Genomic DNA, 14,254 nt, shown 5'->3' with positions numbered 1-14,254 from the left:
TGTGTCTTTTTTCTCCATACATTTACTATAAGGCAGGTTGTACCATCCTGAAGGGGAGGATTGTATGGAAGAACGTTTTTTTGCAGCAATTTTTCAGTACTATTTCATTGCACTCGGGGTTATGATCGGTGGCACTTTAATCGGGACGATTGGAGCTTTCGCTGCCGGAGAAGCGCCTTTCACTTATATGGCCAGACTGGCTAAAAGCCTCCGAATTTGGGCAATAGTAGCTGCCATTGGAGGCACATTCGACGCAATTACAAACTTTGAAAAAGGGTTTTATGATGGGTCTACAATCGATATATTCAAACAAATAATACTAATTTTATCGGCAATGGGTGGTGTCCAAACAGCATTATTAATTATTGAGTGGCTTATTCAAGAGGAGGTATCTTAATGCATATCCCTCCCTATTACAAGAAGACAAGCTGGCAGAGATTTTTTGCAGGGGTATTTATAGGTGGCATATTAGCTTTCGCCGTATTCTTATTCATGTATGGAACACTTATGGAACAACGAATTGAAGAAAACGTGCGATTACAAAGTGAGCTATCTACACTAGAAGATAATTATGAGATCTTAAACAAAGATAAAGAGGAATTAAACGAACAGCAAAAGAAATCAATTACAGTTCAAAGTATTGAAATCAATTTTGTAAATGAAAAAAAACTACTTTCTGAGCACAAATTAGATCGTCTCAGCGTATACAAATTAAGGGATATGGTAAGAAAGCAACTCCCTGACATTATCGGGCAAAATCTTTCATCTTTATCAGAGAACACAAGCTTGATCTACTCATCCATAGAAAACAGAAGCTATAAAGTGGACGATTCAACATATGAAGTTAAGATTGAGCGGTTGGTCATCGCTCCTACGTTTAAAGTGAGTTTAAAGATCGACTTTGTCAAAAACTAATGAACAATTTGTGAAAAATTCTGAAAACAGTAGTGTTATTGCCCGAATTTTTATACAATAAAGATAGAAACACATCATGACAAAAAAGGGGTGAGGAACATGTTAATTATGAACCGAAAGCGTATGGTAGAAGATAAGTTGAATCGTCTTATAAGTGGTCAAACAGCTTACGCTGAGTCAAGAGAACTCATTCGATTAGTAAAACGTGAAATCGAAAACCGTCAAATCTCGGTTTTGATGGATGAAACAGACAGCGGTTGTTGGTTTATCCCTCAGGAGAATACTATTACGCCCTCTGATGAACAAATAGCACATATGTAACCTTTGTCCTCAAACATAAACATCCACATAGAATACCACCTTCCAATTATCTCTATTTGCTTTAACCAAATTAACCTATAGCGTCAGCACCCCAAACAGTAAATGGGCGTGCTTTTTTGTTTTTACTGATAGAACGAAGGATAGCTTGTTTCCATAACTCATTAAAAAGTCTGGAGAGGGGATCTCCAGACTTTTTTGACTTACTGATCCTTCTTGTATTGAATACACACTTCATTTAAATCGGCAGCAACTTTATCAGTATCGGCCCATGTCTTAACTGAAGCCCCTGAAGCCATAGGGTGACCGCCGCCATTATATTTAGCTGCGATTTCATTTACTACTGGACCTTTCGAGCGTAAGCGTACGCGAATCTGATCTTCTTCTTCTACAAAAATCGCCCAAGCTAATACCCCATCAATATCACCAAGCGTACCGACTAATGCAGAAGTCTGCCTAGGCGTTACATTATATTCATCTAAAATATCTTTCGTTATTTTAACAGTACTGAGCCCTGTTTCAGCGACCGTAAAGTTTTGAAGAATATAACCTTTTAACCTGGCAATCTCATGCTCTGTTGTATATAACTGATCATATAGAGCAGGTCGGTTAAAGTTATACATAACAAGCTCAGCAGCGTAACTGAACGTTTTCCCTGTCGCGCTCGGGAATAAGAATCTCCCAGTATCACCAACGATTCCAGCATAGATTAATCGCGCGGCTTCATCTGTCATTTTCAAACCATCTTCTTTAAAAGTGGTGTAAAATTCATAAATCAATTCAGAAGTTGAGCTCGCCTCAGTATCAACAAGTCGCACGTCTCCGTAAGGGTCCACATTTGGGTGATGATCAATTTTAATGATTTTGTCCCCTTTTGCATATCGTTGGTCATCAACCCGAGCTTGGTTTGCTGTATCACATACGATGACCAGGGCATTTTCAAACATGCCATCTTCAATCGAATCCATTTCTGTCAAGAAGGTCAGAGATGGATCGTCACCTCCAACAAGGTAAACATCTTTTTCAGGGAACGTTGCTCGAATGATTTCAGCTAACCCCCCTTGAGAACCAAGAGCGTCAGGATCCGGACGAACGTGACGATGTATAATGATGGTTTGATACTGTTGGATTAATTGAAATACTTCGGCTTTACTCATGAACAGAACTCCTTCTTTAATACTTTTATGTACTATTTAATCATACCGCTTTAAAAAGCGGTAGCATAACTTTACCAATATCGTTACAATAATAATAGTCTTACATTTTTGGTGAAAGGTCGATTCAAATGGTGATTATCCCGATTATTATCGTGCTTTCTTTAGCGATGTATCTACTCTACAAAGTGCAGATTCTACGCTTAGGGGAAGACCCATTGAAACAAGTGTATACCAATTCGAAAGCACGAATTGCTCTTGGATTATTTATGGTGGCGATTTCCATGAACATTTATATCGTTTATCAGACGAAATTAGCTCTTTATATTACCATTGTGTTTATTATCTTAGGTGGTGCTCAGCTAGTCTATGGATATAAAACCACCCGATTTTACGGGAAACAGTTAAAAGAACGAAACAGTTAATAAAAAGTACCCGTTGTCCTCATTTAATCTATAGGAGATCGGGTACTTTTTTAACGATCTATAAGCTGTGCCATAAGCATCGCTTTTCCTACTAAAACTTTTTCATTGAAGACTTCCACATCAACCTTAGCAAACTTCCTTCCCACTTCTAATACTCGTGGTTTAATTTCAAGGGTGCTATCGAGCTGAACAGGTTTTATAAAGTAAATCGATATATTCTCTACGACAAGATCTCCTTTTTTATAATGGTGAAGCAACCGACTACCAGCATCTACAACAAGAGAGGTAAACACTCCGTACGAAAGGGTTCCTAACTGATTGGTCATTTGTGGTGTTACACGAGTCTCATAAATCGTTTGCTCAAACAGATCTGACGTCTCTTGTAGTTGGCTCGTCACTAAATCATCAATCGTTTCTCCCACTTGTGGTTGACGTTGTAATTGCTGCAACGCTTTTAACACATCTTGTCTTGAGATAATCCCTTTGAATTTATGGTACGCATCAACTACAGGCATGATCTCAATACCTTCCCACACCATCATATGGGCAGCATTAGCGAGAGAGGTCGTCGTTTGAACCGTCATTGGCTGCTTCGTCATCACTTTATCAATTGAAAGGGTAGGTTCTTTTCCGATCACGTCCTTTGACGTCACCATTCCCACTACACGCATGTGCTGATCAATGACTGGGTAGCGGCTGTGCATCGTCTCTTCGTTAAAGTCATGCCATCGACTCACTGGATCGTCTGGATGAAGGTAAAAAGAGTTTTCAAATGGAGTGTAAATGTCATCGACGAGAACAATTTCTTTCTTAATAAGCTGATCATAAATAGCGCGATTAATCATAGTAGCTACAGTGAATGAATCGTAACTTGTTGAAATGATGGGGAGTTGCTTCTCATCTGCAAGACGTTTCACATGTTCTTCTGTGTCAAATCCACCTGTGATTAGAACAGCAGCTCCTTCTTTCAAAGCTAATTCATGTGCATTCGTACGATTCCCAACAATCAACAAGGAACCTGCCTCTGTATAACGCATCATAGCTTCTAATTTCATTGCACCAATGACAAACTTGTTCAATGTCTTATACAAGCCTTCTCTTCCACCAAGAACTTGACCGTCCACGATGTTGATAATTTCAGCAAATGTGAGGCGTTCAATGTTTTCTTTCTTTTTCCTTTCAATTCGTATGGTCCCCACTCGTTCGATCGTGCTTACTAGACCTTGGTTTTCCGCTTCTTTAATCGCCCTATACGCCGTTCCTTCACTTACCTCTAAGGCTTTTGCAATGCCTCGTACAGAAATCTTGCTTCCAATCGACAGGGAGTCTATATGATTTAATATTTGTTCATGCTTTGTTGCCAATCTAATTCACCATGCTTTCCGAACTATACAAACTGTACTAGTCATATTCCTTCTTAGTGTTATTATACAGATGAACGTTCATGGCTTCAATTTTTACCAAGAGAAAACTGCTTTTCTTTCTCCACCTCTTCTTCTCTATACACAAGCTGAACCCGCAAATTTAGTAAAATTGCCAGGTTTGCCCCCATTACCATAAACAAAAAAACAAGCCATGCCATCCAAAAATAAGACCCTGCCGTACTACCCTGTACCTGTACGGAAGGCCACGCTACATAAAACAGAAAGCACGCTAACAATAATCTTAATAATGCATGTTGTCTCATCTCTTCCTCCACCTCCGTGTTCTTGTCCTAATTATATGAACTAACAAAGCAGAACATGATGTAGGGAAAAAGAGATTCACAAAACAATGAGAGCCTATGTTATTAAATAACATAGGCTCTCAAGCAATCCTGTTTTCTAAAGAGTTAGTGATTCACCCACTTGCATGACTTTGCCAGCTCCACCTTTTATTCCTTCAGCGAACGCTTCACCGTCTTGCTCAATAAGAGGGAATGTGTTGTAATGAATCGGCACTACATGTTTCGCTTGAAGCCACTCTGCAGCTACCGTCGCATCATCTGGTCCCATTGTAAAATTATCGCCTATTGGTAAGAAGGCTAAATCAATGTTATTTCGTTCACCAATCAGTTTCATGTCACTAAATAATCCGGTATCCCCTGCATGGTAAATCGTTTTCTCTTCGTAGGTGAATAGAATTCCTGTTGGCATACCTGTGTAAACAATTGTTCCGTCTTCTTCTGTGTACGAAGAACCATGAAAAGCTTGTGTAAACTTAACGGTACCAAAATCAAACGAATGTGCCCCTCCAATATACATAGGGTGAGTGTTTAATCCTTTATTCCCCAAATAAGTAGCCAGTTCAAATGGAGCGACAACAAAAGAATTATTTCGTTTAGCAATCTCCACCGTGTCTCCAACGTGATCGTTATGACCATGGGTTAATAAAATAACGTCCGCTTCAATCGTACTAGCATCAAGGTCGCAGTTTCCCTGCTCCGAAATGTAAGGGTCAATTAAAATCGTATGTTCGTTTGTTTCCATTTTTACAACAGAATGTCCGTGGTAAGATACCTTCACAGAAAACCTCTCCTTTATATCGATTAATCGTACCTTCACTTATGTCTTTACCCGTTTAGTAGTTCTTCCATGCTTGTTCATACTTTTCAATTAAATGAGGATCAATTAATGTATTTGGTTTTAGTTCAACACCCTCAATATCCTTGTCTTCATCCTTCCCAAAAACAGTCAGTGCTTCAAGCATATCTTGAGTTAGGTAACGAGTTGGAGGTTTAATAGCAAGCTGCTCCATACTTGTCGGTGTACGGCTCGCAAGGACGTATCCCCAGTTCCCAAAACTCGGAACATCAATGTGAAGATTCTTAGTATGTAAACCCGTTGAAGCAATGGTCTCAGAAATGGTCCAGTAAACGGATCTTGCGAAGACAGGGCTCGTTGCCTGGACCATGATGGCACCTTCACTATTAAGGTGATTGCGAATGAGGGAATAGAATTCCCATGTATATAACTTGTTTAAGCTTTCATTATTAGGATCAGGGAGATCCACAATCACAACATCATACATCTCATCTGTTTGCTCTAAATACTTAAAGGCATCTCGATTTAAGATGTTCACCCGCTCATCGCTTAAAGCATCTTCATTTAATTGCAATAAATGAAAATTGGTCTGGGCTAGTTCCGTCATTCTGGGATCAAGGTCTACTACCGTAACCGACTCTACCTCCTTATACTTTAGTATTTCTCGAACCGCTAGCCCATCTCCTCCTCCAAGAAGTAACACATTCTTAGTAGAGGAAGCTTTAGCCATCGCAGGATGAACAAGCGTTTCATGATAGCGATATTCATCTGATGAACTAAACTGTAAGGCACCATTGAGGTATAATCTTGTGTCCCCTTGTTCTTTCGTCAAAACTATACGTTGGTATGCAGTGTCTTCCATATGTATAATCGGATCTTTATAAAGTTTTTGTTCAAAGGAAAAAGCCATTTCTTCCCCAAATAAAACACCTGCTATAAGCAGGAGCCCTATTAGAACCCCTGACACCATATGTATCTTTAAGTAAGAAATCTCTTTCCGAAACAACCAAAGAACCAACAGAGCAACAGAAAGGTTAATCACCCCAACGATAAATGCACTTTTCACCATACCCATCTGCGGGCGTAAATAAAAGGCAAACAGTAACCCACCAATCAGTCCACCAGCATAATCAGAGAACAACACACGAGCTGTGGAACGATTAAGTTCTACACCGATCTCATTCGCCTTACGTATTAGAATCGGTAGTTCCACGCCAGTTAAGGCACCAATACTAAACGTAACTGTATACAAGAACAGGGCTTCAGAACCCTCTGGAGCAAAAGCAGTGATCCCAAACATAAGAAAGCTTGAGAACCCTCCGATTAAAGCAACCGCAAACTCCACACGAACAAAAGCCGTGATTAAATCTTTCATAATCCGTTCACTAATTGATGCCCCAATTCCCATTCCAGTCAGAAAGAGAGAAATCGTTAGCGTATATTGTTTTACACCATCTCCTAGTATGTAAGACCCAAGCGCTCCGAATAAAACTTCAAAAATAATGCCACAGATTGATACAATCCCCGACGCCCAATAAATGAGCTTACTCTGCCTCACCGCCTTAGCTTCCACACATATCCCCCCTAACAGCTTAATGATATTTCCGTTTACTTTAATTGAGCGTAAGGTGGGCCTGGAAACCACTCGCTTTCCTGTGGGGAGCTGGTGAGCCTCCTCAGCCGGCATAGCCGGCCTCCGGGGTCTCACCTAGGCTCTTCTGCCCACGGGAGTCTCGCAGTTTCCAGGCCCACCTTTTCCATATTAAAGATAACGGAAACGCGCTATATGCATATACAAGTGAGCACTGCAACTCTCAGTTGCGGGGCCGTTAGTCAATATACAACGAGGGGGGCTGGGGAACGGGGAGACTCCTACGGGAGAAAGAGGTCGACGAGACCCCGCAGTGCACGAAGTGAGCGAGGAGGCTCGACAGCTCGCCCGTGGAAAGCGAGTCGTTCCCCAGCCCCCCCTAGCTCTCAACAACATACCCCATTCTCACTAGAGTGTCTCAGCTTCGAGTATTCACCACTTCTCCCCAATAGAAAAATCCTTCACCCCATAGGGAGCGAAGGGTTTGTATTTCTAGGTTATCGAAGCTCCTATTACAAAAGCAAGCCCAATGGAAACTCCCATCGTGACAATCCCGACAGCTATGTTATTTTCTTTAAGCTGGTCCTCCACAGAGAAACGACGGGTCATGAATTCGAATAATAGATAAGCGATCATTTGTAAGAAGACCCCATACGCTCCCCAAATTAAAGTATCCATCAGCTGTAACGAGTGATAAATAGCAAATGATAAAATGATACAGATCCCTATTATTTTACCAGCAATGGATAGAGCGATTGCTGTATTTCCATTTTTTATTTCTTCCCAATCCTTGTATTGTTTCGTTATCTTCTCAAATATTAAAAGTCCGATAAACACTACTACGATAGCTACTACAAAATAATAAAATGTCCATAAAAATGGCTCCATGAATGATCACCCTTCTTCATTTATTTTCCCGTTCCTGGTCCGCCGCCTCGACCACTAGATCCACGTAAACTTCCTGCCTGACCAGGTCGGTATTTACTGCTAGAATAGCCTCCATAGCACCCGCTACTAGCGCAAATTCTTTTTCGCTTCTTCCCCCAGTCATCGACATCAAGAACTTCATCTAACACCCATAAGGCAAAGAAACCGTTGAAATAATTAGGTGAATAATTATCCCTCACAAACCGATCACTGGCTAGTTCGATTAACACAGCATCCTCATCTTGTTCACTTTCTTTAAAGCTTATGAATTGTTCAGGATAAATTAATATCTGCTTCCCATCCTTGAGCTCACTCTCTTTATCAGGAGGAAAGGCATCGGTTAAAGACGTTGTTAATTCTTGTATAGTGAATTGCTGCGTCACATATATACGAGCTTCTTGATTTGAAGAAGACCCTTCTACCACATCTAAAAGCGGAAATACTGAACTCACTAGTTCCTCTGGAGAAGTATTCTTCTTATTTTTAATTTGTTCAAGCATCTCTTCTTTAGGAGGTTCTTCAGGAAACGTATATGTACGAGAACCAGACATCCCACTGTTCGAATCACCAATACCTTCATCAAACGGTTGCAGTCCTTGGCTACATCCAGATAAAGTAACAAAAGAAAGAATTATAAGAATAAAAACGCCCCTCATTTTTTATTCACCTCCAACAAATACAATTTCCTAACAAAGGAAGGGCCAGCTCCATTAGAAGCAGGCCACTAAAGCATCTTTTTATTCTTTCCCTAATTTTTTCTTTAACTCAGCTAATTCGTCATCCACACTATCCTTTTCTAATTCTTCAAATTCATCATCCAAAGAACGTGATTCACTCGACAAATCTTCGCTTGTTTCCGCCTCAGCTTCATACTTCATAACCTTTTCTTCCATACGCTCAAACCCACGCTTAGATTCATCACTTGAGATGCCTGACATGGTACGATTCATTTTCGTACGTGTCTTAGCTGATTCAGCTCTTGCCTTCAAGGAATCTTTCTTTAATTTCATTTCCTGATATTCTTTCTTCATCTCATCTAACTTTTGTCTTAAAGATTCAGAATCCGCTTTAGCCCTTTCCCATGATTCCTTCAGAGATTCATATTGCTCTTGTTGATTTTTCTTATCTTGTAAAGCGCGTTTGGCTAAGTCTTCATTCCCAGCTTCAATGGCCTTTTCTGCTTGATCTTGGCGCTTCTCTACTAGCGCTTGTGCGTCGTCATACTTTCTTTTTAACATCTTTTCATTGGCAATTTGTTTAGCTACTGCACTTTCTGCTTCACGAATATCCTTTTCCATATCCCTCATAAATTGATCTAACATTTTGACCGGATCCTCTGCCTTATCAAGCATTGCATTTAATTCAGAGTTAACCACTGTGCCTACACGTTTAAACAGTTTAAACATAAGAAAATCCTCCTTTTAATTATGAACCTGCAAGTATTTTGATTTCATATTCTTCAACGGAAGTCCCAAGGCTTACTTCTGTTCCTGTCCCCCATGTTTCTACACTTAAGAATTGCTCACCATCTGCACTACTATAATCCCCGTAATGAGTTACACGACCATCGATATTCTCACTTCTTCCTTCTCCCCTAACATTCGCCTTACCTTCCTCTTCTAAGTGATAGGTTTGGCCCTCAAATTCAAGCTTCTGAGGAAAAGGTTCTTCAACTGATAAGGAAACGGTCTTATAAATACCTAACTCTAATTCGTCGTCCATTTCAGCAGAAAGCCATATCGCATTCCTTCCTTCTAAAAGTTGGTACGCATACCATTTATAAGAACCATCCTTGTATGTGATTTTCCCTACCACTTCATAATCCATTAAGTCGTAAGTAACGATATCCCCAACTTGGATCGTTAGGGGCGTTCTAGCTTTCACATCATTTTCCTTCGGTTTAGATTTCTGAAACAACTTCGAAAATAAACCCAAGCTCCATCACCTCATCTATTGGATTGGTTCTATACATCTTATACGGATGTAAAAAAAATACGTTTCATTTATCCGGAAAAACATTACTTTTCATTCATTTGTCCACGGTTGAATGGTACACGATAGGACAGACCTTTTTAGCCTGCCCCAGTCATCTTATCTATTCGTTTAAAAGCTCATGAACATCACAATACTCAAGATCGTGAGCTTCAGCTACTGCTTTATACGTCACAAATCCACTCAAAGTATTGATTCCTTTCAACAAGGCCTCGTTATCGAGACACGCTTTCTTATACCCCTTATTAGCGAGTTGCAATGCGTATGGCACAGTGACGTTTGTTAACCCAATTGTAGAGGTACGAGGAACTGCTCCAGGCATGTTCGCAACCGCGTAATGTAAAACACCGTGTTTCTCATAAGTCGGTTCATCATGGGTAGTAATTCGATCTGTTGTCTCAAAGATTCCCCCTTGATCAATAGCTACATCTACAATCACCGATCCATCCATCATATCTTTCACCATGTCCTCTGTAACGAGTTTAGGTGCTTTAGCACCTGGAATAAGGACAGCTCCAATGACCAAGTCAGATGTTCGCAGTTCCCTTGCTATATTTAATGGGTTCGACATTATCGTATTAATTGAAGATCCAAATATGTCATCAAGTTCCCTGAGACGTCCAGGGCTTAAGTCTATAATGGTTACATCTGCCCCAAGACCCATAGCGATTTTTGCAGCGTTTGTTCCAACAACACCACCACCGATAATCGTCACTTTCCCTCTTCTTACACCTGGAATTCCTCCCAAAAGAATTCCCATACCTCCCTTTGACTTCTCAAGAAATTGAGCTCCTATTTGAGAAGCCATACGACCTGCTACCTCACTCATAGGAGTAAGAAGGGGCAATGTGCCATTAGGTGCTTGTACTGTCTCGTACGCTATAGCGACTACTTTGTAATCAATTAACGCCTTGGTTAATTCAGGTTCGGGAGCTAAGTGTAAGTATGTAAATAGGATTAGTCCTTCATGGAAATGTTCAAACTCTTCTTTAAGAGGCTCTTTCACTTTCATAACCATATCTTGGGACCATGCTTCTGAAGCTGTTTCAACAAGTGTAGCCCCAGCGTCTACGTATTCTTCATCTAAAAAACCAGAACCGATTCCTGCGCCAACTTCGACAGCCACTTCATGACCCGCACTCTTTAATGACATAACCCCGGCTGGTGTCATAGCTACTCGATTTTCATTGTTTTTAATTTCCTTCGGTACGCCAATTTTCATTCCTTACCCTCCTATTGAACTCTCACGCGAACAACTGCCCTACTTAATTGCTGATATTTTTGTAAGCCCTTTCATTGTAACAAACTTACTATAAAGAGCTCTACCTTTTTAAATCGCTAGTACCAACAGAAAGCAGCGTACTCAGTCTCTATACAAGAATGGACTACTTGAATTGACGGTTCTTATGAATAACATCTACCCCTCCAGTTACTTCCATAATCGTACCTGTTATCATATCTGCATTTTCATCACTTAAAAATAGAATAGATCGCGCTATATCTCCGCCTGTTCCAGAGCGTCCAATAGGCGTTTTTGGATCAGCAATTTCTTTTCCTTTTCCAATAGGTGCTTCCTTTAAATCCCCTTCAATTTTCCCAGGACACACCATGTTGGAAGTGATTCCATACTCAGCCTCTTCAAATGCGATAGACTTAGTCAGAGACACAAGCCCTGTTTTAGCTGCAGCAAAAGCTGCTCGATAAACCCATCCAGGCGCGTTACTCGCGTCCTGAAATCCATAATTAATAATGCGTCCATAATGTTGCTTTCTCATAATTGGAACAACAGCTTTTAGTAAGTAGAATACAGCGTCTAAATTTCCACGAACCATTGTATTCCATTCATCTTCTGTATAATCCATTAATTTCTTACGCTCGAAAATGTATGGTCCTGCATTGTTAACGAGAACGTCAACACGTCCGTATATACTCATTGCTTCATTCACTAAGTGTTCAATGTCTGTCTTATTTGTAACGTCTGCTTGCACAGCATGAATTCGATCTTTTTTAGAAGCATACTGCTCTAGCAGGTCCTCCACTTTCTCATAATTGCTTCGATATGTAAGGGTGACGGAGAAACCCGCTTCTAAAAATTCTTCTGTTACTCTTCTACCTAACCCTTTCGCTCCTGCTGTAATAATAGCGTGTCGCATGCTGTACCTCCTTTTATATTTACAATTTGTTCTTTGTATATGTACAATTGATGTGCTAAGAGAGGAAGTGACGTTATGGATCAAGCAGCTTCTGCTAAGCAATCCTTTGTAGAAAGAATAGGCTTAGATGCGGTACCTGCTTCTGAAAGAACAACACCTTGGTATCAATATGCCATTATTCAGATCGCCATATCCGCTAATGCTGGTAATTTTCTAATTCCTGCATTGGCTGTACTAAAAGGAAATTTATCTTTCCTCGCAGCTGTCATAGCTACAAGTATTGGTGCCATTTTAGGATTTATTTTTGTATCTCTATTATCTTATCCTGGTTCTTTATACGGAATCCCATCTCAGTACGCAATTCGAACAATGCTTGGAAGTAAAGGAGCCAGGTACATCTCTTCTCCTATTCGTAGTATAACATCGCTCTATTGGTTCAGCGTGCAAACCATCGGAGGAACGTATGTCCTTCAACAATTAATTGTACGTATGACAGGAGACCAATATCCATTTTTAATGTTCTCGCTGCCCCTCTCCATCCTCATGGTACTCTTAGCCATTGTAGGATTTGGGGCTGTCAAAAAAGCCACCTCTTACTTTCTACCGCTATTGCTCGCAGGAGAAGGTGTGATGCTTTACTTATACTTTACTACAAATAAAGCTTCTAGTTCACTCCTTACGCTTTCACCTGAACAAGGGCATGGCAGCATAAGCATGATGGTCTTTTTCGCTAGTTTGGCCTTCGTACAATACGTTTCCGGGGTTAGCGCTTCAGCCGACATGACACGTTACGCTAAAAGTCCAAGACAAGGAGCACTTGGCTTATGGATCGGAAATAGCATAGGGTTCCTTATTACCGCCATCATCGGCTGTAGTTCAGCCATTTTATTTAACGAATTAAATCCTTACGTTTCAGCAAGTAATGCTACGAATTCACCTTGGTTTCTAGGGATTATCACGCTTACAGCCATGGTCTCCATGATATCGATTAATATTAGTAATGCCTATACAGGTGGGTACAGCTTACTAAATACGTTCTCAAAGTTATCCAGAGTTAAAAGCGCCGTGATTTTTGGAGCTCTAGGGGTATTATTAAGTTCTTATCCTAGCCTTGTTAGTGAAGCAGAGCAGTTTATCTCTATATTAGGCGGATTTATTATTCCTATTTCAGCTGTTATTGTTGTAGATTTTCTAGTGATTAAAAAAGGCGTATTAGCTCTTGAATCCCTACAAAAGATTAAGAAAGAGCAAGCGATCTATAAACTTCCATTTAGGTTTGTCTTATTAGGAAGCATTCTTTACTTCCTCCTCCCAGACGCCTTTTCACCTGGATTTATTACATTCTTAGCCGTTGGATTTAGTTACTGGATTGCCGCAAGCAATAAAAAACCTCATCCTGAGTTCGTGTAAGACTCAGGATGAGGCATTTTTTTATCGAGGTTTGATACCTTTTAATTGCTCACGTTCACGTTGAGCATTTTCATCAATATAGCCACTTTGATAGCTGTCACGAAGTTGACTTGCTACCATGTTTTCCCCTTCGGCATCATAAGTTAAACCTAATTTGTTCTTCTTATCTTTGTTTTGCATATCAAGCACCTCCACATCTTTAGTATGTCACAGATTCGTCTTAATCCTCCCTACACCTTTTACCAATTGAATGCGCTCCCATGATATAATAAAGGAAAGAAGGGAGAGATCTGTTATGTCTTTTGAATACAAACGAATTGTCGTAGCTGTCGATGGTTCTGATGCATCAGAGTTTGCTTTTGAAAAAGCCGTTGAAATTGCTAAACGAAATGATGCAACATTATACCTTTCTCATGTCGTGGATACACGTGCTTTCGCCACTGTTGAAGCATATGATCGTTCGCTTGCAATTAGGGCAGAAGAGTATGCAACAGAAATCTTGACCAAATACGAAAATCACGCAAAAGACCAGGGTGTACAATCAGTTGTTGTAGACGTTGAATACGGATCCCCTAAAGTAAAAATTGCTAAAGAAGTGGCACCAAAATTTCAAGCAGATTTAATCATATGCGGAGCAACTGGCTTAAACGCAGTCGAACGATTCTTTATCGGCAGTGTTTCTGAACACATCACACGTTATGCAAGCTGTGATGTACTTGTTGTTCGTCCTGATCATTCATAAGTCTTCACGTAAGCAAAAGTTAACTATACCATCCATCAAAAAAAGCTCAGACATGATGAGATGCTCCCCCTATGGTAGACAGTATAAAAATAAAACTGTTTATCT

Annotated in this window: 18 protein-coding genes; 6 read left to right on the top strand and 12 right to left on the bottom strand. The window is 40.3% G+C overall.

Going from position 1 to position 14,254, the window contains the following annotated elements:
- The first annotated feature begins 64 nt into the window (after positions 1-64).
- The 3 genes from ytrH (at position 65) to N780_RS12125 (ending at position 1,236) form a co-directional block, all read left to right on the top strand.
- Positions 65-397: a sporulation membrane protein YtrH gene (ytrH, locus tag N780_RS12135; RefSeq protein WP_036784409.1), complete on the top strand. Its 333-nt coding sequence runs from the start codon at positions 65-67 to the stop codon at positions 395-397.
- Positions 397-915, top strand: a complete 519-nt coding sequence (gene ytrI, locus N780_RS12130) for a sporulation membrane protein YtrI (protein ID WP_036784407.1) — start codon at positions 397-399, stop codon at positions 913-915. Before ytrH ends, ytrI begins: the two co-directional genes overlap by 1 nt.
- Positions 916-1,014: 99 nt before the next feature.
- A complete protein-coding gene (locus N780_RS12125) occupies positions 1,015-1,236 on the top strand; it encodes a YtzJ family protein (RefSeq protein WP_036784405.1) in 222 nt (73 codons plus the stop codon).
- A 200-nt stretch (positions 1,237-1,436) separates the two neighbouring features.
- Here N780_RS12125 and N780_RS12120 read toward each other — a convergent pair whose 3' ends face one another.
- On the bottom strand, positions 1,437-2,390 hold the full coding sequence (locus N780_RS12120) for a DHH family phosphoesterase (protein WP_036784401.1): 954 nt from the start codon (positions 2,388-2,390) through the stop codon (positions 1,437-1,439).
- Positions 2,391-2,518: 128 nt separating this feature from the next.
- Between N780_RS12120 and N780_RS12115 the strand changes: the two genes are divergently transcribed.
- Positions 2,519-2,812 (top strand): YtpI family protein, encoded by a 294-nt coding sequence (locus N780_RS12115; RefSeq protein WP_036784398.1) that lies wholly within the window; start codon positions 2,519-2,521, stop codon positions 2,810-2,812.
- 50 nt (positions 2,813-2,862) lie between these two features.
- On the opposite strand, the gene N780_RS12110 is transcribed toward N780_RS12115, so the two are convergent.
- From N780_RS12110 to N780_RS12065, 10 genes are all read right to left on the bottom strand, one after another.
- Positions 2,863-4,176 carry a CBS domain-containing protein gene (locus tag N780_RS12110; RefSeq protein ID WP_036784395.1) on the bottom strand — a complete coding sequence of 438 codons (1,314 nt, stop codon included), beginning with the start codon at positions 4,174-4,176 and terminating at the stop codon, positions 2,863-2,865.
- Between the two features lie 86 nt (positions 4,177-4,262).
- Positions 4,263-4,499 carry a hypothetical protein gene (locus tag N780_RS12105; RefSeq protein ID WP_036784394.1) on the bottom strand — a complete coding sequence of 79 codons (237 nt, stop codon included), beginning with the start codon at positions 4,497-4,499 and terminating at the stop codon, positions 4,263-4,265.
- Between the two features lie 136 nt (positions 4,500-4,635).
- Positions 4,636-5,316, bottom strand: coding sequence for a metal-dependent hydrolase (locus N780_RS12100; protein WP_036784392.1), 681 nt, complete (start codon positions 5,314-5,316; stop codon positions 4,636-4,638).
- 55 nt (positions 5,317-5,371) lie between these two features.
- Complete coding sequence (locus N780_RS12095) at positions 5,372-6,907, bottom strand: polyamine aminopropyltransferase (protein WP_036784390.1); 1,536 nt, start codon at positions 6,905-6,907, stop codon at positions 5,372-5,374.
- Positions 6,908-7,417: 510 nt separating this feature from the next.
- A complete protein-coding gene (locus tag N780_RS12090) occupies positions 7,418-7,813 on the bottom strand; it encodes a DUF350 domain-containing protein (protein WP_036784388.1) in 396 nt (131 codons plus the stop codon).
- Positions 7,814-7,833: 20 nt separating this feature from the next.
- Positions 7,834-8,508, bottom strand: coding sequence for a DUF4247 domain-containing protein (locus N780_RS12085; protein ID WP_036784385.1), 675 nt, complete (start codon positions 8,506-8,508; stop codon positions 7,834-7,836).
- 81 nt (positions 8,509-8,589) lie between these two features.
- Complete coding sequence (locus N780_RS12080; RefSeq protein ID WP_036784382.1) at positions 8,590-9,258, bottom strand: PspA/IM30 family protein; 669 nt, start codon at positions 9,256-9,258, stop codon at positions 8,590-8,592.
- 19 nt (positions 9,259-9,277) lie between these two features.
- Positions 9,278-9,787 carry a DUF4178 domain-containing protein gene (locus tag N780_RS12075; RefSeq protein WP_036784380.1) on the bottom strand — a complete coding sequence of 170 codons (510 nt, stop codon included), beginning with the start codon at positions 9,785-9,787 and terminating at the stop codon, positions 9,278-9,280.
- 160 nt (positions 9,788-9,947) lie between these two features.
- Positions 9,948-11,066 (bottom strand): alanine dehydrogenase, encoded by a 1,119-nt coding sequence (ald, locus tag N780_RS12070; RefSeq protein ID WP_036784377.1) that lies wholly within the window; start codon positions 11,064-11,066, stop codon positions 9,948-9,950.
- 163 nt (positions 11,067-11,229) lie between these two features.
- Positions 11,230-11,997, bottom strand: a complete 768-nt coding sequence (locus tag N780_RS12065; protein ID WP_036784375.1) for an SDR family oxidoreductase — start codon at positions 11,995-11,997, stop codon at positions 11,230-11,232.
- A 75-nt stretch (positions 11,998-12,072) separates the two neighbouring features.
- Between N780_RS12065 and N780_RS12060 the strand changes: the two genes are divergently transcribed.
- A complete protein-coding gene (locus N780_RS12060) occupies positions 12,073-13,407 on the top strand; it encodes a purine-cytosine permease family protein (protein WP_036784372.1) in 1,335 nt (444 codons plus the stop codon).
- A gap of 21 nt (positions 13,408-13,428) precedes the next feature.
- Here the strand turns inward: N780_RS12060 and N780_RS19885 are convergent, their stop codons facing one another.
- On the bottom strand, positions 13,429-13,587 hold the full coding sequence (locus N780_RS19885; RefSeq protein WP_156969168.1) for a hypothetical protein: 159 nt from the start codon (positions 13,585-13,587) through the stop codon (positions 13,429-13,431).
- A gap of 115 nt (positions 13,588-13,702) precedes the next feature.
- Between N780_RS19885 and N780_RS12055 the strand changes: the two genes are divergently transcribed.
- Positions 13,703-14,149, top strand: coding sequence for a universal stress protein (locus N780_RS12055; protein WP_036784370.1), 447 nt, complete (start codon positions 13,703-13,705; stop codon positions 14,147-14,149).
- Positions 14,150-14,254 lie beyond the last annotated feature (105 nt).

The sequence above is a fragment of the Pontibacillus chungwhensis BH030062 genome (assembly GCF_000770675.1).
Lineage (GTDB): Bacteria > Bacillota > Bacilli > Bacillales > BH030062 > Pontibacillus > Pontibacillus chungwhensis.
This window is presented reverse-complemented; position numbering and strand designations above follow the sequence as displayed.